The sequence below is a fragment of the Streptomyces sp. NPDC043685 genome (assembly GCF_056436585.1).
On sequence record NZ_JBWKCH010000003.1, the window covers coordinates 96545 to 116760 of the forward strand.

General features: G+C 70.6%; 18 protein-coding genes. 2 read left to right on the top strand and 16 right to left on the bottom strand.

Features of this window, described 5'->3' with window-relative positions:
- Positions 1-38 precede the first annotated feature (38 nt).
- Together AC0665_RS09650 and AC0665_RS09655 are read right to left on the bottom strand one after the other, a co-directional pair.
- Positions 39-533 (bottom strand): NUDIX domain-containing protein, encoded by a 495-nt coding sequence (locus AC0665_RS09650; RefSeq protein ID WP_468403548.1) that lies wholly within the window; start codon positions 531-533, stop codon positions 39-41.
- Positions 534-561: 28 nt separating this feature from the next.
- Complete coding sequence (locus AC0665_RS09655) at positions 562-1647, bottom strand: ADP-ribosylglycohydrolase family protein (RefSeq protein ID WP_478704753.1); 1086 nt, start codon at positions 1645-1647, stop codon at positions 562-564.
- Between the two features lie 204 nt (positions 1648-1851).
- On the opposite strand from AC0665_RS09655, the gene AC0665_RS09660 reads away from it, so the two are divergent.
- Complete coding sequence (locus AC0665_RS09660; RefSeq protein WP_478609591.1) at positions 1852-2970, top strand: glycerate kinase; 1119 nt, start codon at positions 1852-1854, stop codon at positions 2968-2970.
- A 4-nt stretch (positions 2971-2974) separates the two neighbouring features.
- On the opposite strand, the gene AC0665_RS09665 is transcribed toward AC0665_RS09660, so the two are convergent.
- The 10 genes from AC0665_RS09665 to AC0665_RS09710 form a co-directional block, all read right to left on the bottom strand.
- Positions 2975-4195, bottom strand: coding sequence for an alpha/beta fold hydrolase (locus AC0665_RS09665; protein WP_478510143.1), 1221 nt, complete (start codon positions 4193-4195; stop codon positions 2975-2977).
- A 201-nt stretch (positions 4196-4396) separates the two neighbouring features.
- The gene (gene pssA / locus AC0665_RS09670) at positions 4397-5179 is read right to left on the bottom strand and encodes a CDP-diacylglycerol--serine O-phosphatidyltransferase (protein ID WP_363122179.1); all 783 of its coding nucleotides are present in this window, start codon (positions 5177-5179) and stop codon (positions 4397-4399) included.
- Between the two features lie 58 nt (positions 5180-5237).
- Entirely contained in the window at positions 5238-5894 is a 657-nt protein-coding gene (locus tag AC0665_RS09675) for a phosphatidylserine decarboxylase (protein WP_363122180.1), read from the bottom strand.
- A 170-nt stretch (positions 5895-6064) separates the two neighbouring features.
- Positions 6065-7270, bottom strand: a complete 1206-nt coding sequence (locus AC0665_RS09680; protein ID WP_468632126.1) for an acyl-CoA dehydrogenase family protein — start codon at positions 7268-7270, stop codon at positions 6065-6067.
- Between the two features lie 2 nt (positions 7271-7272).
- Entirely contained in the window at positions 7273-7785 is a 513-nt protein-coding gene (locus AC0665_RS09685) for a MaoC family dehydratase (RefSeq protein ID WP_062930087.1), read from the bottom strand.
- 5 nt (positions 7786-7790) lie between these two features.
- Complete coding sequence (locus AC0665_RS09690) at positions 7791-8753, bottom strand: HpcH/HpaI aldolase/citrate lyase family protein (protein ID WP_133930709.1); 963 nt, start codon at positions 8751-8753, stop codon at positions 7791-7793.
- Entirely contained in the window at positions 8750-10777 is a 2028-nt protein-coding gene (locus tag AC0665_RS09695; RefSeq protein ID WP_478704754.1) for a protein meaA, read from the bottom strand. Before AC0665_RS09695 ends, AC0665_RS09690 begins: the two co-directional genes overlap by 4 nt.
- A gap of 17 nt (positions 10778-10794) precedes the next feature.
- Complete coding sequence (ccrA, locus tag AC0665_RS09700; protein WP_468403559.1) at positions 10795-12138, bottom strand: crotonyl-CoA carboxylase/reductase; 1344 nt, start codon at positions 12136-12138, stop codon at positions 10795-10797.
- Positions 12139-12520: 382 nt separating this feature from the next.
- Complete coding sequence (locus AC0665_RS09705) at positions 12521-13348, bottom strand: TetR family transcriptional regulator (RefSeq protein ID WP_366050264.1); 828 nt, start codon at positions 13346-13348, stop codon at positions 12521-12523.
- 142 nt (positions 13349-13490) lie between these two features.
- The gene (locus AC0665_RS09710) at positions 13491-15296 is read right to left on the bottom strand and encodes a 3-hydroxyacyl-CoA dehydrogenase family protein (RefSeq protein WP_468403562.1); all 1806 of its coding nucleotides are present in this window, start codon (positions 15294-15296) and stop codon (positions 13491-13493) included.
- A 394-nt stretch (positions 15297-15690) separates the two neighbouring features.
- Between AC0665_RS09710 and AC0665_RS09715 the strand changes: the two genes are divergently transcribed.
- Complete coding sequence (locus tag AC0665_RS09715; protein ID WP_363122156.1) at positions 15691-16266, top strand: adenylosuccinate lyase; 576 nt, start codon at positions 15691-15693, stop codon at positions 16264-16266.
- Between the two features lie 122 nt (positions 16267-16388).
- On the opposite strand, the gene AC0665_RS09720 is transcribed toward AC0665_RS09715, so the two are convergent.
- The 4 genes from AC0665_RS09720 to AC0665_RS09735 form a co-directional block, all read right to left on the bottom strand.
- Positions 16389-16892, bottom strand: a complete 504-nt coding sequence (locus tag AC0665_RS09720) for an N-acetyltransferase family protein (protein ID WP_478609450.1) — start codon at positions 16890-16892, stop codon at positions 16389-16391.
- 20 nt (positions 16893-16912) lie between these two features.
- Positions 16913-17311, bottom strand: a complete 399-nt coding sequence (locus tag AC0665_RS09725) for a RidA family protein (RefSeq protein ID WP_478704755.1) — start codon at positions 17309-17311, stop codon at positions 16913-16915.
- A 58-nt stretch (positions 17312-17369) separates the two neighbouring features.
- Positions 17370-18968 carry an alpha/beta hydrolase gene (locus AC0665_RS09730; RefSeq protein WP_478704756.1) on the bottom strand — a complete coding sequence of 533 codons (1599 nt, stop codon included), beginning with the start codon at positions 18966-18968 and terminating at the stop codon, positions 17370-17372.
- 181 nt (positions 18969-19149) lie between these two features.
- Positions 19150-20193, bottom strand: a complete 1044-nt coding sequence (locus AC0665_RS09735; protein ID WP_478704757.1) for an Rv2578c family radical SAM protein — start codon at positions 20191-20193, stop codon at positions 19150-19152.
- Between the last annotated feature and the right edge of the window lie 23 nt (positions 20194-20216).

The following is a 20216-nucleotide window of genomic DNA, read 5'->3' on the forward strand; positions in this document are numbered from 1 at the left end:
ATATCGCCGGTCCGCGCAGGGGGGAGCGGCCGGCCCCGTCAGTGCACCCGCCGCCCGTTCTCCAGCTCCGCCGTCCCCGCACCCTCCGCCAGCACGTCGAGGGCCGCCAGGACACGGCCGCCGAGGGCGCCCGGCAGGTACCGGGTCAGGTCCTCGCGCGGGACCAGCCGCCAGGACAGCAGCTCCTCCTCCTGGAGGCGGATCGCCTTGAACTCGTCCTCGCTCAGCACCCCGCCGTCGTACAGGTACGCCACCAGGGGCGGGCGGCCCGGGCCCTGCACCCAGTCCACCGCCAGCAGCCGGCCGAGCTCACGGTCGAGACCGATCTCCTCGGCCGTCTCGCGCCGCGCGCCCTGCCGCGGTGTCTCGCCGTCGTCGGACTCCACGGTGCCGCCGGGCAGCGCCCAGCCCTCCCGGTAGTTGGGCTCGACCAGCAGCACCCGGCCCTCGGCGTCCCGGAACAGCGCGGCGGCGCCGGCCAGCACGCGGGGCAGGGAGGCGATGTAGGCGGCGAAATCAGGGAAAGACGTCATCGGTGCAGGGTAACCACCGGGCCACGGCTCATCCCCCGGCCCCCGGGGCGGCCGGCTGCGCCAGCCGCAGCGTCCGCTTCGCCAGCTCGCTGATCCGCACCCCGTCGAAGCCGAACACCGCACTGCGGACCGTGTCCTCCAGCGGGGCCTTCCACTGGTCGGGGATGGCCCCCGCCCCGCCGAACACACCGGCCACCGAACCCGCCGTCGCGCCGTTGGAGTCGGTGTCCAGGCCGCCCCGGACGGTCAGGGTGATGGTGCGTGTGAAGTCGCCGTCACCGTAGAGCAGGCCAGCGGTCAGGACGGCCGCGTTCGGCACGGTGTGGATCCAGCCCATCCCCGCGGTCTCCTCGGCGACCGTGGTGAGCGTGTCCTCCCACGGCATGCGGGTGTCGTGCAGCGAGGCCACCCGGCGCACCGTGCGGGCGAGCCGGCTGCTCGCCGGGATCACGGTCAGGGCCTCGTCGACGGCTTGGCGCACCGTGGGCGCCGTGAACGCCGCCGCGATCAGGGCCGCCGCCCACATCGCCCCGTAGACCCCGTTGCCGGTGTGCGAGAGCACCGCGTCGCGCCGGGCGAGGGAAGCGGCCCGGCGCGGCTCGCCCGGGCAGGTCCAGCCGAAGATGTCGGCGCGGATGAGGGCGCCGATCCACTCCTGGTAGGGGTTGTCGTACGTCGCGGTCAGCGGCGGCTTCAGCCCGGTGGCGAGGTTGCGGTAGGCGGCCCGCTCGGCGGTGAACGTCTGCAGATACGGCAGCCGCAGCAGCCACAGGTCGCCGACCTGCTCGGTGCTGAAGCCGAAGCCGTGCGTCTCCAGCAGGTCCAGGCCGAGGATCGCGTAGTCGACGTCGTCGTCGCGGCAGCTGCCGTGGATGCGGCCACGGACGCACTGGCGCCACTCGGGGCGCAGCGCGGTCGCCTCGTCGCCGGTGGGCTCGGGCAGGTAGTCGGTCAGCGGGAGGGCGGCTGCCCGTCTGAGGTAGCGGTCGATGCGGTCGCGCGACCAGACCTCGCCCTGTTCGACGGGCTTGCCGAGCATGTTGCCCGCGACGCGCCCCGTCCATCCGCCGAGGACGCGGTCGGCCAGGTCCGTCTCGGTGTGCGCAAGGGCCATGGTTACGGTCTACCCGTTTCCCGCGATCCACCCGTTCGCGAGCGGGAACCACCCGTCCAGGAGGTGGGCACGTGCTGACGACCGGGGCGTCCTCCGGTTAAGGTCACAGCGGCGCGACTGGCCTTGACATGCGTGAGGGCCCGGAGAGCAAGGGGAGAGCAAGTGGCGGAAGCTGCAGTGAGCGACACCCGCAGGACACAGCGAGTGCTCGTCGCCGCGGACAAGTTCAAGGGGTCGCTGACGGCCGTGGAGGTCGCCGAGCGGATCACGGCCGGGCTGCGCCGGGTCCTGCCGGACCTCGACGTCGAGGCGCTGCCCGTGGCCGACGGCGGCGACGGCACCGTGGCCGCGGCGGTCGCGGCGGGCTTCGAACGCCGGGAGGCACGGGTCGCCGGCCCCCTCGGCGAGGAGGTCACGGCGGCGTTCGCGCTGCGCGAGGGCACCGCGGTCGTGGAGATGGCCGAGGCGAGCGGGCTGCAACGGCTTCCCGCCGGGGTCTTCGCCCCGCTCACGGCGTCCACGTACGGCTCCGGCGAGCTGCTGCGGGCCGCCCTGGACGCGGGCGCCCGCACGATCGTCTTCGGGGTCGGCGGCAGTGCCACCACCGACGGCGGCGCCGGGATGCTGTCCGCGCTGGGCGCCCGGTTCCTGGACGCCCACGGGGAGCCGGTGCCCCCGGGCGGCGGCGGACTCGCCGAGCTGGTCACCGCCGACCTGTCGGGACTCGACCCGCGTCTCGCCGAGGTCGAGCTGGTCCTCGCGAGCGATGTCGACAACCCGCTGACCGGCCCGAAGGGCGCACCCGCCGTCTACGGCCCGCAGAAGGGCGCCTCACCGGACGACGTGGAGGCCCTGGACGCCGCCCTCGCGCACTTCGCGAAGGTGCTGGAGGGGCCGGCCGGACCGAAGGCCGCCGAGTACGCGGCCTCGCCCGGTGCGGGCGCGGCGGGCGGCATCGGCTACGGCGCCCTGCTGCTGGGCGCCCGGTTCCGCCCCGGCATCGAGGTGATGCTCGACGTCCTGGGCTTCGCCCCCGCCCTGGACCGCGCCGACCTGGTCATCACCGGCGAGGGCTCCCTCGACGAGCAGACCCTGCACGGCAAGGCCCCGGCGGGCGTCGCCGCGGCGGCCCGCGCCGCGGACAAGGACGTCGTGGCCGTCTGCGGCCGCCTCGCCCTGCCACCCCAGGTCCTGGGCCGCGCCGGCTTCCGCCGGGCCTACCCCCTGACGGACGCGGAGCCGGACGTGGCGAAGTGCATCGCCGAGGCGGGCCCGATCCTGGAACGGGTCGCGGAACGGATCGCGCGGGACTTCCTGACCTGAGCCGTCACGGCAGGGGGGTCAGCGCACCGTCCGAGTCCCTGAAGTAGCTGCCGGTCCTCTGGCCCTCCACCTCGCCGTTCTTGAACCACTGCTTCGACATGTGGTGCACCGTCTTCGCGGTCAGCTCCCACACCAGCGAGTGACCGGCGCCGGCGAGGCAGAACATCAGCTTGTTGGATCCCTTGACGGCCGCGTAGAGGTCCGGCACGGAGAAGCGGGTGGGGTCGGGGAAGGTCGCGGGGCTGTTGGCGGCGCGGTCGAGTTCCCCGTAGATGATGAGCACGGGAACCCGTCCCCCGAGCACGGCTGTGCCGGCCGGGTTCTCGTGCGGCACCGTCTTGTCGTTCCAGCCCCACCAGTAGGTGTTCCGGTACCGCAGGATGCCCTCGTACTCACCCGGGGCCACCTCGGGGCCCCACTTGCTGCCGAGGGGGTCGCTCTGCATGCAGGCTTCCCAGGCGAGCTCCACGACGCCGGGCTCGCGCAGGTCGGGGTTGCCGTCCAGCCCCGTCCTGAACCCCGTCCTGGTGCCGACGAACATGGGGAAACCGAAGGTGACGGCCGGTTGGGACAGGGGCAGGGTCTGCGCCTCGGGCGGGCGTCCGAAGGGGTCCTCGGGCTTGCCCGACCACCGCCCCTTGGGCGGGAAGACCGGGGCGAGCAGGAGCAGGCTCTCGACGTTGCCGGGGTTCTGGAGGGTGTAGGGACCCATGATGGCCGCGCCCAGGGACCAGCCGATGAAGCGGATCGGCTTCTTCCTGCCGGGCAGGTCCCGGATGTACTGGACCACCGCGTCCAGTTCCGCCCACTCGCTCTCCGAGTTGCCCAGCTGGTGCGGGTACGGGGGAGGGGGAGGGCAGGGCTCCTGGAGAGGGTTGGGGACGAGGACCCGCTGCTGGGCCGGGTTGGCGTTGCACGGATCGTCCATCCTGGGGCGCGGCGACCGGCCCGAGCCCTGGAGGTCCATGATGAAGACGTCGTAGCCGTCGTCCGCGAGTTCCTGCGCCCAGCTGTACCGGGTGGCGGGGCCGCCGGGCACCGGCGCGAGATCGAAGCCCGCCAGCGCCGGCACGCTTCTGCCGTGCAGCATCAGCACCGGCTGGTGCGGATGGTTCGGCTTGGTGCCGTCGTACTCCCGTACGGGCAGCGTCACCGTGTCGCCGACGTTGGCGGGGATCCGGGATTGCAGCGTGACGTTGTGCTCTTTGAGGATGGGTGCGGGCATGGCCGCCTCCCAGGGGGGAAGTGGGGGAAACTGTCTGAAACCCCCCTCTTTCCACCCTCCCCTTCCTGCACTTTTCTGGCAAATCGGCCTCAAGCAGAGGTAGTTGACCGGTCAAGGGCAGCAGAAGGACGCCCTTGAACGCGGAACGGGTGTGGCCCGGGCCTTGAGGCCCGGGCCACACCCGTCAGCGGAGGGACGAGGTCACGGCAGCTGTGCCGCGCGTGCTTCCCGTCGGTTGTCGCGGAAGTTGTTCACCCGCCGGGCCGTCGCGAACAGCGGGATCACCGCCCCCATGACCAGCTGGAGCGCACAGCCCGTCTGGAGCAGCAGCTGGCCGCTCGGGGCGTCGAACGCCCAGGCCGCCATCATGCCCATGCCCACCACGATCCACGACAGCATCGCCACCGCGAGCCGGCCGCGCGGCTTCGGGTACTCCACGCGGCTCACCATCAGCCACGCCGTCCCCAGGATCGCCAGCAGCGTCGCCACGAAGGGCAGCTCCAGCAGCACGATGGACACCACCGTCAGTGCGCCGAACGGTGACGGCATGCCCTGGAAGGTGCCGTCCTTGACCGTGACGCACGAGAACCGCGCAAGCCGTAGCACCACCGCCAGCAGCACCACGATCGCCCCGACCGCCGCGACCCGCTGGTACGCGCCGTCGGCCACCATGCCGTAGACGAGGACGAAGTACGCCGGTGCCAGGCCGAAGCTGATCAGGTCGGACAGGTTGTCCAGCTCGGCGCCCATGGGGGAGGAGCGCAGCTTGCGCGCCACCAGGCCGTCGAACAGGTCGAAGACCGCCGCGCACAGCATCAGGATGACCGCGGTGGCCGCGCTGTTGCGCGCCATGCCGGTCTCCTGGCTGCCCATGAGGTCGGGGATCAGGATGCCGGTGGTGGTGAAGTACACCGCCATGAAGCCGCACGTGGCGTTGCCGAGCGTCAGCGTGTCCGCTATCGACAGGCGAAGAGAGAGGGGCATCTCCTCTTCTTCGTCCACCTCGTCGGCCTCCGGGACCCAGCCGGCCTTGGTATCAGGATCAATCACGGTCAATGCGAGTCACCCCAGCCACGGTCTTCTGTCCCACCTCGACCGCGACCTCCACGCCCTCGGGCAGGTAGAGGTCGACGCGCGAGCCGAAGCGGATCAGACCGATCCGCTCGCCCTGCTCGACCTTGGTGCCCTGAGGCAGGTACGGAACGATGCGGCGGGCGACGGCGCCGGCGATCTGGATCATCTCGATGTCGCCGAGCTCGGTGTCGAAGTGCCAGACGACACGCTCGTTGTTCTCGCTCTCCTTGTTGAAGGCGGGAACGAAGCCACCGGGGATGTGCTCGACCGACGTCACCGTGCCGGCCAGCGGCGCGCGGTTGACGTGGACGTTCAGCGGGCTCATGAAGATCGCGACGCGGGTGCGGCCGTCCTTCCACGGCATGATGCTCTGCACCACACCGTCGGCGGGCGAGATGACCCGGCCCTGGGTGATCTCGCGCTCGGGGTCGCGGAAGAACCACAGCATCCCCGCCGCCAGCGCGGTGGCGGGAACGGCGACGGCCTTGGCGGCGCCCGAACGGCGCGCCCGGACCAGGCTGAGTGCTGCGGTGGCGACGGTCGGAAGGAGCCACGGCGATGCTCCGCGCGCGAGGCGTACGCCGGCCCGGCTGTCGCGAGATGCAGAGGTTTGGCTGTGGGGCATGGATGACCTTCGTAGCGGATGATGCCGCACTCTGACGGGGGACGGCGGCTTTCCGGCGATCGTAGCGGCTCGGGGCCCGAACTGGGTAAGCCAGGCAGCCGAGTCGGCGGCAGAAGGGTGCTGACGGGGTGTGATCTTCTTCTCCAAGAAAACACCCCGTATCCGGACATCTAGCCCTGGAATCGATACTCTTCGAGCAGCCGCCTGCCGATGATCATTTTCTGGATCTCGGCGGTACCTTCACCGATGAGCAGCATCGGAGCCTCGCGGTAGAGGCGCTCGATCTCGTACTCCTTGGAGAAGCCGTAGCCGCCGTGGATCCGGAAGGAGTCTTCGACGACCTCCTTGCAGTACTCGGAGGCGAGGTATTTCGCCATCCCAGCCTCGAGGTCGTTTCGCTCCCCGGAGTCCTTTTTGCGTGCTGCGTTCACCATCATCGCATGCGCGGCCTCGACCTTGGTAGCCATCTCGGCCAGCTTGAACTGGATCGCCTGGTGCTGGGCGATCGGCTTGCCGAAGGTGTGACGCTGCTGCGCGTACTGGACGCCCAGTTCGAACGCACGCTGCGCGACGCCGCAACCACGGGCCGCCACGTTGACCCGGCCGACCTCGACCCCGTCCATCATCTGGTAGAAACCGCGGCCGGTGACCCCGCCGAGCACACGATCGGCGGGAATCCGCAGGCCATCCATGATGAGCTCGGTGGTGTCGACCCCCTTGTAGCCCATCTTGTCGATCTTGCCGGGGATCGTGAGGCCGGGGCGCACCTCGCCGAAACCGGGCTCCTTCTCGACCAGGAAGGTGGTCATCGACTTGTGGGGCGCCGTGCCCTCGGGGTGACCTTCGTCACTTCTGACCAGAACGGCCACCAGAGACGACGTTCCGCCGTTCGTGAGCCACATCTTCTGACCGTTCAGGACGTACTCCTCGCCGTCCTTCACCGCCTTGGACGTGATCGCCGACACGTCCGAGCCGAGGCCCGGCTCCGACATCGAGAACGCGCCCCGGATGTCGCCCGCCGCCATCCGCGGCAGGAAGTGGTCCTTCTGCTCCTGCGTGCCGTGCTGCTTGAGCATGTACGCCACGATGAAGTGGGTGTTGATGATGCCGGACACCGACATCCACCCGCGGGCGATCTCCTCCACGCACAGCGCGTAGGTCAGGAGCGACTCGCCCAGACCCCCGTACTCCTCGGGGATCATCAGGCCGAACAGGCCCAACTCCTTCAGCCCGTCGACGATCTGCTGCGGGTACTCGTCGCGGTGCTCCAGCTCGGTCGCGACCGGGATGATCTCCTTGTCCACGAAGTCGCGGACGGTGGACAGGATCTCCTGCTGGACGTCGGTCAGACCGGCGGTCTGGGCGAGTCGCGCCATGACTACTTCTCCTGCTCTCGCAGCTCCGGGCGGCCGGGCTGCTCGCCGCCGCGCTCCTTGATGTACGTCTCGGTCGGCACCATCACCTTGCGGCGGAACACGCAGACCAGCGTGCCGTCCTGCTTGTAGCCCTTGGTCTCGACGTAGACGATTCCGCGGTCGTTCTTCGACTTCGACGGCCACTTGTCCAGCACCGTCGTCTGGCCGTAGACCGTGTCGCCGTGGAAGGTCGGCGCCACGTGCTTCAGCGACTCGATCTCCAGGTTGGCGATGGCCTTGCCGGAGATGTCCGGCACGGACATGCCGAGCAGCAGCGAGTAGATGTAGTTGCCCACCACGACGTTCTTGCCGAAGTCCGTCGTCTTCTCCGCATAGTTCGTGTCCATGTGGAGGGGGTGGTGGTTCATGGTGAGGAGACAGAAGAGGTGGTCGTCGTACTCCGTGACCGTCTTCCCCGGCCAGTGCTTGTACGTCGCCCCGACCTCGAACTCCTCGTAGGTGCGTCCGAACTGCATCGCCGTCACGCCTCCGGGATCTCGAACTTGCTCGTGCGCTGCATGCCGGCGGCGCGGCCCTTGCCGGAGATGACCAGGGCCATCTTGCGGCTGGCCTCGTCGATCATCTCGTCGCCGAGCATCGCCGAGCCCTTCTTGCCGCCGGCCTCGGACGTGTAGTAGTCGTAGGCGTCCAGGATCAGCTCGGCGTGGTCGTAGTCCTCCTGCGACGGCGAGAAGATCTCGTTGGACGCCTCGACCTGGCCCGGGTGCAGCACCCACTTGCCGTCGAAACCGAGGGCCGCGGCACGCTGGGCGACCTCGCGGTAGCCGTCGATGTTGCGGATCTGCAGGTAGGGGCCGTCGATCGCCTGGAGGTTGTTGGCACGGGCGGCCATCAGGATCTTCATCAGGATGTAGTGGTAGGCGTCCGCCGGGTAGCCGGGCGGCTGCTCGCCCACGACCAGCGACTTCATGTTGATGGACGCCATGAAGTCGGCCGGGCCGAAAATGATCGTCTCGACGCGCTGGGAGGCCGTCGCGATCTCGTTGACGTTGTTCAGGCCCTGCGCGTTTTCGATCTGCGCCTCGATGCCGATCTTGCCGACCTCGAAGCCCATGGTCTTCTCGATCTGCGTCAGGAGCAGGTCCAGGGCGACGATCTGCTGGGCGTCCTGGACCTTCGGCAGCATGATGCAGTCGAGGTTCTGGCCGGCGCCCTCGACGACGGTCACGACATCGCGGTACGTCCACTCGGTCGTCCAGTCGTTGACGCGCACCACCCGCGTCTTGCCCGTCCAGTCGCCCTCGTTGAGGAACTTGACGATGGTGTGCCGCGCCTCGGGCTTGGCCAGCGGGGCGCAGGCGTCCTCCAGGTCGAGGAAGACCTGGTCCGCCGGGAGGCCCTGGGCCTTCTCCAGGAAGCGCGGGTTCGAGCCCGGCACCGCCAGACAGGAACGCCGCGGGCGAAGGCGGTTGACGGTCGTCATACGGGGACCTCCAGGGGGTCGAGCTTGTTCGCTTTCCGGATCTCATCGACGATGCGGCCGATGATTCCGGTGATGTCGAAGTCCTTCGGGGTGAAGACCGCGGCCACTCCGGCTGCCCTGAGCTGCTCGGCATCACCGTTCGGGATGATGCCACCGGCGATCACCGGGATGTCTGTGGCACCGGCCACACGCAGCCGTTCGAGGACGTCCGGGACCAGCTGGGCGTGCGATCCGGACAGGATCGACAGGCCGACCGCGTGCACGTCCTCGGCGAGGGCCGCGTCCACGATCTGCTCGGGCGTCAGCCGGATGCCCTGGTAGACCACCTCGAAGCCGGCGTCCCGCGCGCGCACCGCGATCTGCTCGGCGCCGTTGGAGTGGCCGTCCAGGCCCGGCTTGCCGACCAGGAAGCGCAGCTTGCCCACGTTCAGGTCCTTGGCCGTGAGCTCGACCTTGCGGCGGACCAGGGCGAGCGCGCTGCCCTCCTCGACGGGGACGGCCACCGGCGCCGAGGAGACGCCCGTGGGCGCCCGGAACTCGCCGAACACCTCGCGCAGGGCCCCGGCCCACTCGCCGGTCGTCGCCCCGGCGCGCGCGCACTCCAGGGTGGCCTCCATGAGGTTCTCGTTGCCGCGCGCGGCCTCCTTCAGCCGCTCCAGGGCCTTGCAGGGCCGCGGGTGGTTGAAGGGCGGCTGGTAGCGGCTGTCACGCCACTGCTGGAGCCCGGCGATGACACGGGCCTCGACCGCCGGGTCCACCGTCTGGATCGCGGTGTCCAGGTCGGCGGTCAGCGGGTTGGGCTCGGTGCCCTCGAAGATGTTGACGCCGATGATCTTCTCCTGGCCGGACTCGATCCGGCCCCGCCGCTCGGCGTGCGAGGCGACCAGCTGCGACTTCAGGTAGCCGGACTCGACGGCCGCCATCGCGCCGCCCATCTCCTGGATGCGGTCGATCTCGGCGAACGCCTCCTCGACCAGCCGGTCCACCTTCGCCTCGATCACCTTCGAGCCCTCGAAGATGTCCTCGTACTCCAGCAGGTCGCTCTCGTAGGCCAGCACCTGCTGGATGCGCAGCGACCACTGCTGGTCCCACGGCCGGGGCAGGCCCAGGGCCTCGTTCCAGGCGGGCAGCTGCACGGCACGCGCGCGGGCGTCCTTGGAGAGGGTGACGGCCAGCATCTCCAGCACGATCCGCTGGACGTTGTTCTCCGGCTGCGCCTCCGTCAGGCCCAGGGAGTTGACCTGGACGCCGTAGCGGAAGCGGCGCTGCTTAGGGTTCTCGATGCCGTACCGCTCGCGGGTGATGCGGTCCCAGATGCGGCCGAACGCCCGCATCTTGCACATCTCCTCGACGAAGCGGACGCCCGCGTTGACGAAGAAGGAGATGCGGGCCACGACGTCGCCCATGCGGTCCTGCGGCACCTGGCCGGAGTCGCGCACGGCGTCGAGGACGGCGATCGCGGTGGACATCGCGTACGCGATCTCCTGGACCGGTGTGGCGCCCGCCTCCTGCAGGTGGTAGCTGCAGATGTTGATGGGGTTCCACTTCGGCATGTGGGAGACCGTGTACGCGATCATGTCCGTCGTCAGGCGCAGGCTCGGCCCCGGCGGGAAGACGTGCGTGCCGCGGGAGAGGTACTCCTTGACGATGTCGTTCTGGGTCGTGCCCTGGAGCTTGGTGATGTCGGCACCCTGCTCCTCGGCGACGACCTGGTAGAGCGCCAGCAGCCACATGGCCGTGGCGTTGATGGTCATCGAGGTGTTCATCTGCTCCAGGGGGATGTCCTGGAACAGCCGGCGCATGTCACCGACGTGCGCGATGGGCACGCCGACCCGGCCCACCTCGCCGCGGGCGAGGATGTGGTCGGAGTCGTAGCCGGTCTGCGTCGGCAGGTCGAACGCCACCGACAGACCCGTCTGGCCCTTGGCGAGGTTGCGCCGGTACAGCTCGTTGGACGCCTCGGCCGTGGAGTGACCGGCGTACGTGCGCATGAGCCACGGCCGGTCCTTCTGACGCTCAGTCATCTGTGCCCCCGTACGTCTCAGATGTTGCGGAAGCGGTTGATGGCGTCGATGTGCCGGGCGCGCTTTTCGTGGTCGCGCACGCCCAGGCCCTCCTCGGGGGACATGCACAGCACGCCGACCTTGCCCTGGTGCAGGTTGCGGTGCACGTCGTAGGCGGCCTGGCCGGTGTCCTCGAGGGAGTACACCTTGGACAGGGTCGGGTGGATCTTGCCCTTGGCGATGAGGCGGTTGGCCTCCCAGGCCTCGCGGTAGTTGGCGAAGTGGGAGCCGATGATGCGCTTCAGGGACATCCACAGGTAGCGGTTGTCGTACTCGTGCATGTAGCCCGAGGTGGAGGCGCAGGTGGTGATGGTGCCGCCCTTGCGGGTGACGTAGACGGACGCGCCGAAGGTCTCGCGGCCGGGGTGCTCGAAGACGATGTCGATGTCCTCGCCGCCGGTGAGCTCGCGGATGCGCTTGCCGAAGCGCTTCCACTCCTTGGGGTCCTGGGTGTTCTCGTCCTTCCAGAACTTGTAGCCCTCGGCGTTGCGGTCGATGATCGCCTCGGCGCCCATCGAGCGGCAGATGTCCGCCTTCTGGTCGCTGGAGACGACACAGATCGGGTTGGCGCCGCCGGCCAGCGCGAACTGGGTGGCGTAGGAGCCGAGTCCGCCGCTCGCGCCCCAGATCAGGACGTTGTCGCCCTGCTTCATGCCGGCGCCGTTGCGGGAGACCAGCTGGCGGTAGGCGGTGGAGTTGACCAGACCGGGGGCGGCGGCCTCCTCCCAGCTGAGGTGGTCGGGCTTGGGCATCAGCTGGTTGGACTTGACCAGGGCGATCTCGGCGAGGCCGCCGAAGTTGGTCTCGAAGCCCCAGATGCGCTGCTCCGGGTCGAGCATCGTGTCGTTGTGGCCGTCGCTGGACTCCAGCTCGACGGACAGACAGTGCGCGACGACCTCGTCACCGGGGCGCCAGGCGTTGACGCCCGGGCCGGTGCGCAGGACGACGCCCGCGAGGTCGGAGCCGATGATGTGGTACGGCAGGTCGTGGCGCTTGGCCAGCTCGTTGGTGCGGCCGTAGCGCTCCAGGAAGCCGAACGTCGACAGCGGCTCGAAGATCGACGTCCACACCGAGTTGTAGTTGACCGACGAGGCCATGACGGCCACCAGCGCCTCGCCCGGGCCGAGCTCGGGCAGCGGCACCTCGTCCAGGTGGATCGACTTGCGGGGGTCCTTGTCGCGCGTGGCGAGCCCGGCGAACATCTCCGTCTCGTCCTTGTGCACGGTGATCGCGCGGTACGACTCGGGGAGCGGGAGGGCGGCGAAGTCCTCCGACGTGGAGTCGGGCGACTGGATCGCGGCCAGGATGTCCTTCACGGTCACGGTGTTGCCTCCGGCGGTGAGCGCCCTGAGGGAGGGGCGCCGATGGTTACGTCGGTGCTGCTGAGGGTTGAGGGGGTGCCGTCGGTTCGGCGGTGGTGCTGTTCGGCAGCGCATGGTGGCGCGGGAGGTTGCCTGTGACGCAGGCGTCCGGGCGTGCAGGCGGGTGGGCCTGCCGGGACGTCGTCCGGACTCCTTCAACGTATGACACCGCGTGTCACCCCGCAAGGCACTGAGTGCCAGAACTTGCTCTCAGATGAAATCTTTACGTAACACATGAGCGATGATCGATCGAACGGGCCCTCCGAGGGCCTGCAAAACGGCCCCTGACATGCCAAAACGGCCACCCCGTGGGGTGGCCGTCATCACACGCCTGAAGGGTCGCTCAGCGCTCCTTGAGGGCCTGCTCGATGGTCCGCATGACCTCGTCGAGGGGGGCGTCGGTGCGGGCGACCGTCACCAGCACCTCACCCTGCGCCGAGGCCGTGGCGACGGCCGGCTGCGGTTCCGTGGAGCGCCCGGCACCGATGCCCGAGCCGAAGGTCTTGCGCACGATCGCGAAGGCGTGGTCCAGCTGCGCCTCCACGTCCCCCTGCGCGCCGGCCCTCAGCCAGCGCCGCAGGACGTGGTTGTGGGCGGTGACGACCGCGGACGCGGCGACCTCCGCCAGCAGCGGGTCGTCGTTGGCGTCGTCGGCGTGCGCGCGCTCGTCGAAGTGGCCGAGGAGGTAGCGGGTGAACAGCCGCTCGTAGCGGGCCACCGACGCGATCTCCGCCTCGCGCAGGGTGGGTACCTCGCGCGTCAGCTTGTAGCGGGCGACCGAGATCTCCGGCCGGGCCGCGTACATCCGCATGACTTCCTTGATGCCGCGGCACACCGTGTCGAGGGGATGCTCATGGGCGGGCGCGGCGTTGAGGACCGCCTCGGCGCGGATCAGGGTGTCGTCGTGGTCGGGGAAGATCGCCTCTTCCTTGGAGCGGAAGTGGCGGAAGAAGGTGCGGCGGGCGACACCGGCCTGGGCCGCGATCTCGTCGACGGTGGTCGCCTCGTACCCCTTCGTCGCGAACAGTTCCATCGCGGCGGCCGCCAGTTCCCGGCGCATCTTGAGCCGCTGGGCGGCGGCGCGAGAACCGGCGGCACTCTCCGGCGCGTCGGTCGCGGCGGGTGTACGTGAGGACTTGGCGGGCTGGGGCATGCCCTGAACGTACTGCATGTGCGCAGCTCGGTGCGCGTGACCTGGTTCCCCCCCATCGCAGGAGGGCGGGGGAGGGGCGGCCCGGCCGGCCGGGTGGAACCGGTCCGGGCCGAGCAGGCCGCCCCACTCCGCGCCGGACCGGAACCAGTCGCCGGGACGCTCAGCGCTTGGCATATTCGCGGAAGCCACGGCCGGTCTTGCGGCCGAGGCAGCCCGCGGCCACCAGGTGCTCCAGCAGCGGCGCCGGAGCGAGCCCCGGGTCGCGGAACTCGCGGTGCAGGACCTTCTCGATGGCGAGCGAGACGTCGAGACCGACGACGTCCAGCAGCTCGAAGGGGCCCATCGGGTAACCGCCGCCCAGCTTCATCGCCGCGTCGATGTCGTCGAGCGTCGCGTAGTGCTCCTGCACCATCTTGATCGCGTTGTTCAGGTACGGGAACAGCAGCGCGTTCACGATGAAACCGGCCCGGTCGCCGCAGTCGACCGGGTGCTTGCGGATCCGCGCGCACACCTGGCGGACCGTGGCGTGGACGTCGTCGGCGGTCAGCACCGTCCGGACGACCTCGACCAGCTTCATGGCCGGGGCCGGGTTGAAGAAGTGCATCCCGATGACGTCCTGCGGGCGGGAGGTGGCCCGGGCACAGGCGACGACCGGAAGCGACGAGGTGGTGGTGGCCAGGATCGCCCCCGGCTTGCAGACCTTGTCCAGGGCCGCGAACAGCTGCCGCTTGACCTCCAGGTCCTCGGCGACCGCCTCGAGGGCCAGGTCCACGTCGGCGAAGTCGTCGTAGGTGCCCGTGGCGGTGATGCGGTCCAGGGTCTCGGCGGCCGCCTCGGCGGTCATCCGGCCCTTGTCGACCGAGCGGGTCAGGGACTTGCCGATCCGGGCCTTCGCGGTCTGTGCCTTCTCCTCGCTGCGGGCGGCGATGACCACCTCGTAGCCGGCCTTGGCGAAGACCTCGGCGATGCCGGAGGCCATGGTGCCCGAGCCCGCGACACCGACCGAGCGGATCTCCCGGCCGGGGCCCGGGTCGCCGCCCTCCGGCGGCGTCAGCGCGTCCCGCACGACGGTGCCGCTGCCCGGCGCCTCGTACGTGTAGAAGCCGCGCCCCGCCTTGCGGCCGGTCAGGCCCGCCTCGCTCAGCTGCTTGAGGATCGGGGCCGGGGCGTGCAGCCGGTCGCGGGAGGCGGCGTACATGGCCTCCAGGACCGTGCGCGCGGTGTCCACGCCGATCAGGTCGAGCAGCGCCAGCGGGCCCATGGGCAGCCCGCAGCCGAGCCGCATCGCGGCGTCGATGTCCTCGCGGGAGGCGTACTTCGCCTCGTACATCGCGGCCGCCTGGTTGAGGTAGCCGAACAGCAGGCCGTCCGCGACGAATCCGGGGCGGTCGCCGACCGCGACGGGCTCCTTGCCGAGGTCGAGCGCGAGACCGGTGACCGCCGTGACGGCGGCCGGCGCGGTCAGCACCGAGGAGACCACCTCGACCAGCTTCATGGCCGGCGCCGGGTTGAAGAAGTGCAGGCCCAGCACCCGCTCGGGGCGGGAGGAGTCGGCGGCCAGACGGGTCACGGACAGGGCGTTGGTGCCGGTCGCCAGGATCGTCTCGGGGCGCACGATCCCGTCCAGCTCACGGAAGATCTGGTGCTTGACCTCGTAGGACTCCGGGGCCACCTCGATGACCAGGTCGGCGTCGGCCGCGGAGGTCAGGTCGGCGGAGGTGCGGACGCGGCCGAGGATCTCGGCACGCTCCTGCTCGGTCAGCCGCCCGCGCTGCACGCCGCGGGCGGTGGAGGCCTCCAGGGCGGCGACGCACTTCGCGGCCTGGGCCTCGCTGATGTCGATGCCGACGACCGTGCGGCCGGCCTTGGCGAGGACCTCGGCGATGCCGGTGCCCATCGTGCCGAGGCCGACGACGGCGATGGTCTGCAACGGGGACTGGGACGGGTCGGGCAGGGGAGTGGCCATCGCGGGACTCCAGGATGAGGGTGACGACGGGGAACGCGCTCCGGGTGCGCCGAGGGCGGCCCGGCGGAAGCCGGACCACGGGCGCACCGGGTGCGTGATGAAGTGCGGGTGTTGGCCGGGCCGCGAAGCGCACACGCCCGGTGCCGCGCCACGGGCGTGCACACGCCCGGGGAGACGGCGGGTCCGACCGGCCCTGTCCCGGGGCCGAGTCGTACTGCGGTACCTGAGGCACCGAACCGACTGCTCTCGCGACGGCCGCGTCACCAGACCGCCACGAGGAAAAACGAGTGGGTAACTCGCTCGTCTGAGCTTAACTGGCGGGTAACGAGCGCGCCAGCCCCCGTCTTTGTGATGTACGTCCCGCGCGGCTCGTGGCGCCCCTAACCTCTGAGTCATGGACGAAGAGTTGCGATCACTCACGGAGCGCTTACGGCAGGAGTCGGGGGCGCCGCCCGCCTTCGAGCGACTCGTGGCGACCGACGACCTCGACGCCCTGGCGGCGGTGCTGACCGAACCCGGCCGGCAGCTGTGGGCGAGGGAGCTGGCCGCGTTCCGGCTGGGGCTCGCGCGGGACCGGCGGGCCTTCGAGGCCCTGGTGCTGCTGCTCAACCACCGTGACCCGCCGCGCTGCGCCTCCGCCGCCTACGCCCTGGCCCGGCTCGGCGATCCCCGGACCGCCCGGGCGGCGGCCGCCCTGGCCACCAACGAACTGCGGGTCGCCTACGCCCTGCACCCGGTGCGGCTGCTGGTCGAGTTGCGCGCGCCGGAGGCGGTTCCCGCGCTGATCACCACGCTCCAGCGGCGCCTGCGCCCGCACGATCCGTACCGCCGCGTGGCCCTCGCCTGCGTGGACGGGCTCGGCACGCTGGGCGACGCCCGCGCCCGGCCCGTGCTGAACGAGGCGCTCGCACATCCGGTGCTGGCGGAGGCGGCGGTGCGGGCGCTCGGGCGGATTCCCCGGCAGAGGTGAGCGCGGCGGGCGAGCCGTCGCTACCTGCCGCACAGGCCGGGGCGTCTCCCGGCACGCCGATGCTGCGTGGGCGTCTCCCCGGCGTCTTCCAGGCGCCTGCCAGGCGCTTGGGGTGTGCCGTGTCAGCCGGGAAGCGTCCTCGCGTACCGGACCTCCGGCACCACGACACCCTCCACCTCGAAGGGCTCCTCCGCGCCGTCCGCGCCGAAGCCGGCCCGTTCGTAGAAGCGGCGGGCCCGGACGTTCTCCTTGAGCACCCACAGCAGGAGACGGCCGTGGCCCGCGGCGGAGCAGCGCGCGACGGACTCCGTGAGCAGCGCCCGGCCCACACCCTGCCCGATCCGGTCGGGATGTGCGTAGAGGGCGTACAACTCGGCGCCCCCGGTGCGGACTTCGCCCTCCCGGTACGGTCCGTGGCAGGCCCAGCCGACAAGGTCGCCGTGGTGGTCCTCGGCCACCAGGTTCACCACGCTGCCGTCGCCCCGCGACAGGTGGGCGCGACGACGCTCGGCGTCCTCCCGGACGCCGAGTCCGTCCAGGTACGACTGCGGCAACATGCCCCGGTAGGCGCGCTGCCAGCCGCGGACGCGGATCTCCGCGACGCCGTCGCAGTCGGCGAGCGTCATCTCCCGTATCCGGATGCGGCTCAAGACGCGACCACGGCGAACGCCTCTACTTCCATCAGGAACTCCGGCCGGACCAGCGCGGCGACCTGTACCGCCGAAGCGGCCGGCAGCCGGTCGTCGGGTATGTGCTCGGCGCGGGCCGCGCGGAGGGCCGGCATGTGCGCCATGTCCGTGACGAAGTAGGTGAGTTTGACGACGTCGTCGAAGGTCGCGCCGGCGGCGGCCAGGCAGCGCCGGAGGTTCTCGAAGACCTGGCGCGCCTGCGCGGCCGCGTCGCCCTCGCCGACCAGCCCGCCACGCTCGTCGAGCGCCAGCTGGCCGGCGATCGCCACGAACCGGCCGGTGCCCAGGACGACATGGCTGTACTGGGGCGCCGCCGCGACGCCGTCGGGGGCGGGGATCCTCGTCAGCTCACTCATGGGTCCATGGTGGACCATGGGACTGACGACGGCCCGCCCCTGACGGATCGTCAGCCGCTTAGTGGCGGAAGCCGAGCAGGCCGTGCAGCGTCGAGCCGTTCGAGGAGGCCGAGGCCCTCCTCCTGGCAGTGGATGCCGCGGCCCCCGCGGGCTTCGGGTCGGGCAGCGCCTCGCACACCGCGTCCGCCCGGCCGTGGCCGCGCGGCACGGTGCCGTCCGTGAGGTACGCCGCCAGGTGCTCGTCCAGGCAGGCGTTGCCGCTCAGCGTGATGCCGTGGTTGCCGCCGCCCTCCTCGACCACCAGGCTGGAACGGGCCAGCAGCCGATGCATGGTGACGCCGCCCTCGTACGGGGTGGCCGCGTCACCGGTCGCCTGGAACAGCAGGGCCGGCGGGAGTTCACCGTTGGCGACGTTCACCGGACGCAGCGAGCCGGCCGGCCAGAACGCACACGGCGCGTTGTACCAGGCGTTGTTCCAGGTCATGAACGGCGCCTTCGCGTACACCGCCCAGTTGTCCTCGCGCCACTGCCGCCAGTCGCGCGGCCAGTCGGCGTCCCGGCACTGCACCGAGGTGTAGACGCTGTAGCCGTTGTCGCCGGAGGCGTCCACCGCGCCGAGGTTCTCGTACGCCTCGACCAGGGGCCCGGGGTCCTTGTCGTGCGCGTACGCCGCGAACGCCTCGGCCAGGCGCGGCCAGTAGCCGTTGTAGTAACCGCCCGGGATGAAGGTGTCCTCCAGCTCCGAGGCGCCGACCGTGCCGCCCGCGGGCTTCTCGGCCAGGGCCGCGCGCATCGCGTACCACCTGGCCTCGATCCTCTCCGGGTCGGTGCCGAGGCCGTACGTGGCGTCGTGCTTGGCGACCCAGGCCAGGAAGGCGCGGTGGCGGTCGTTGAAGGCCACGTCCTGGTTGAGGTTGGCCTCGTGCCAGACGTCGGTCGGGTCGACGACGGAATCCAGGACCAGGCGCCGGACCCGCTCGGGGAAGAAGCGGGCGTAGACCGCTCCCAGGTAGGTGCCGTACGAGTAGCCCAAGTAGTTGATCTTCTTCGCGCCCAGGGCCCGCCGGATGGCGTCCATGTCGCGAACGGCGCTGGTGGTGTTGATGTACGGCAGGAGGTGCCCGTACTTCTTGCCGCAGGCGGCGGCGAAGGACTTGGCGCGCTCGAGGTTGGCCTTCTCGAGCGCGGGTGTCGCGGGCAGCGAGTTCGGGCGGACCGGGCCGAAGTGGTCCGGCCTGCAGTCCAGTGCGGGCCTGCTCGCTCCCACGCCGCGCGGGTCGAAGCCGATGACGTCGTACTGGGCCGCGACCTTCGCGGGCAGCGACGACGCGACGAACCCGGCGAGCCTCAGGCCGCTGCCTCCGGGACCGCCGGGGTTGACCAGCAGGGGGCCCTGGTGGGTCCGGGCGGTGTGCGGGACGCGGGACAGGGCGAGGGTGATCTTCTCCCCGTGCGGCTTGCGGTGGTCGAGCGGCACCTTCAGGGAGGCGCACTGGAGCGTCGGGTAGCCCTCGGTGGCGCAGCTCTTCCAGGTGAGCTTCGCGGTCTGCGTGGTCGTGTTCGCGGTACGGGGTGCGCTCGCCTCGGCGGGAACGGCCGTGAAGGTCCCGGCCATGACGACGGCGGCGCCGCACAGCGCGGCTGCGCGTTTCTTCATGGAGTCCTCCCAGGACGGCGGGATGTCGGACCGCGAGGGTCACCGTCCTCGCCGCATCGTCCCGGAAGCCGGTCCCAGAAGAACTCATTCCGTCAAGCTCATGACCCGATTGGATCTTCATATGCGCTCGAATGCTCGCCCACGGGCGCAGGGGGCCTCCCCGAAGGGTGTCGCACCCTCTCTAGAGGAGGGTGAGTTGCGTCGGACCCGTCACCGGCGGCTCCTCGGCTGCCGGTTCGGCCGGCCGGATCGTGCGCCGCGTCCCCGCGCGCGTGGGCCCGATGCCGTACTCCTCGGCCAGTTCGTGCACCTGACGGGTGATCTGGCGCTGGTACCACTTGGGGGCGTAGGAGCCCTCCGCGTACATCCGCTCGTAGCGGGCGACCAGGTGCGGATGGTGCTGTTCTAGCCAGGACATGAACCACTCGCGGGCGCCGGGCCGCAGGTGCAGCACCAGCGGCGTCACGGAGGTGGCGCCGGACGCCGCGATCGACCGCACGGTGGCCCGGAGCTGGGCGGGCGTGTCGCTCAGGAACGGGATCACCGGCGCCATCAGCACCCCGCAGCCGATGCCGTGTTTGCCCAGGGTGCGCACCACCTCCAGGCGCCGCTCGGGCGCGGGCGTGCCCGGCTCGACGGTGCGCCAGAGCTCCTGGTCGGTGAAGCCGACCGACACGGAGATGCCGACGTCGGTCACCTGTGCCGCCTGCTTGATCAGCTCCAGGTCGCGCAGGACGAGCGTGCCCTTGGTCAGGATCGAGAAGGGGTTCGCGTGATCGCGCAGTGCCGCGATGATGCCCGGCATCAGCCGGTAGCGGCCCTCGGCGCGCTGGTAGCAGTCGACGTTGGTGCCCATGGCGATGTGCTCGCCCTGCCAGCGGCGCGAGCCGAGCTGCCGCCGCAGCAGCTCCGGCGCGTTGGTCTTGACCACGATCTGGCTGTCGAAGCCGAGGCCCGTGTCGAGGTCGAGGTAGCTGTGCGTCTTGCGCGCGAAGCAGTACACGCACGCGTGCGAACAGCCCCGGTAGGGGTTGACCGTCCACTGGAACGACATCCGCGAGACCGCCGGGACCCGGTTGATGATCGAGCGGGCCCGGATCTCGTGGAAGGTGATCCCGCGGAACTCCGGCGTGTCGAAGGTCCGTGTGACCACCGCGTCCGCGCCGAACAGCGCGGCATCGGCCCGGCTGTGTTCGGAGTCCACGGTGAGGTTCTCCCAGCGCATGACGCCTCCTCGGTAGCACTGAC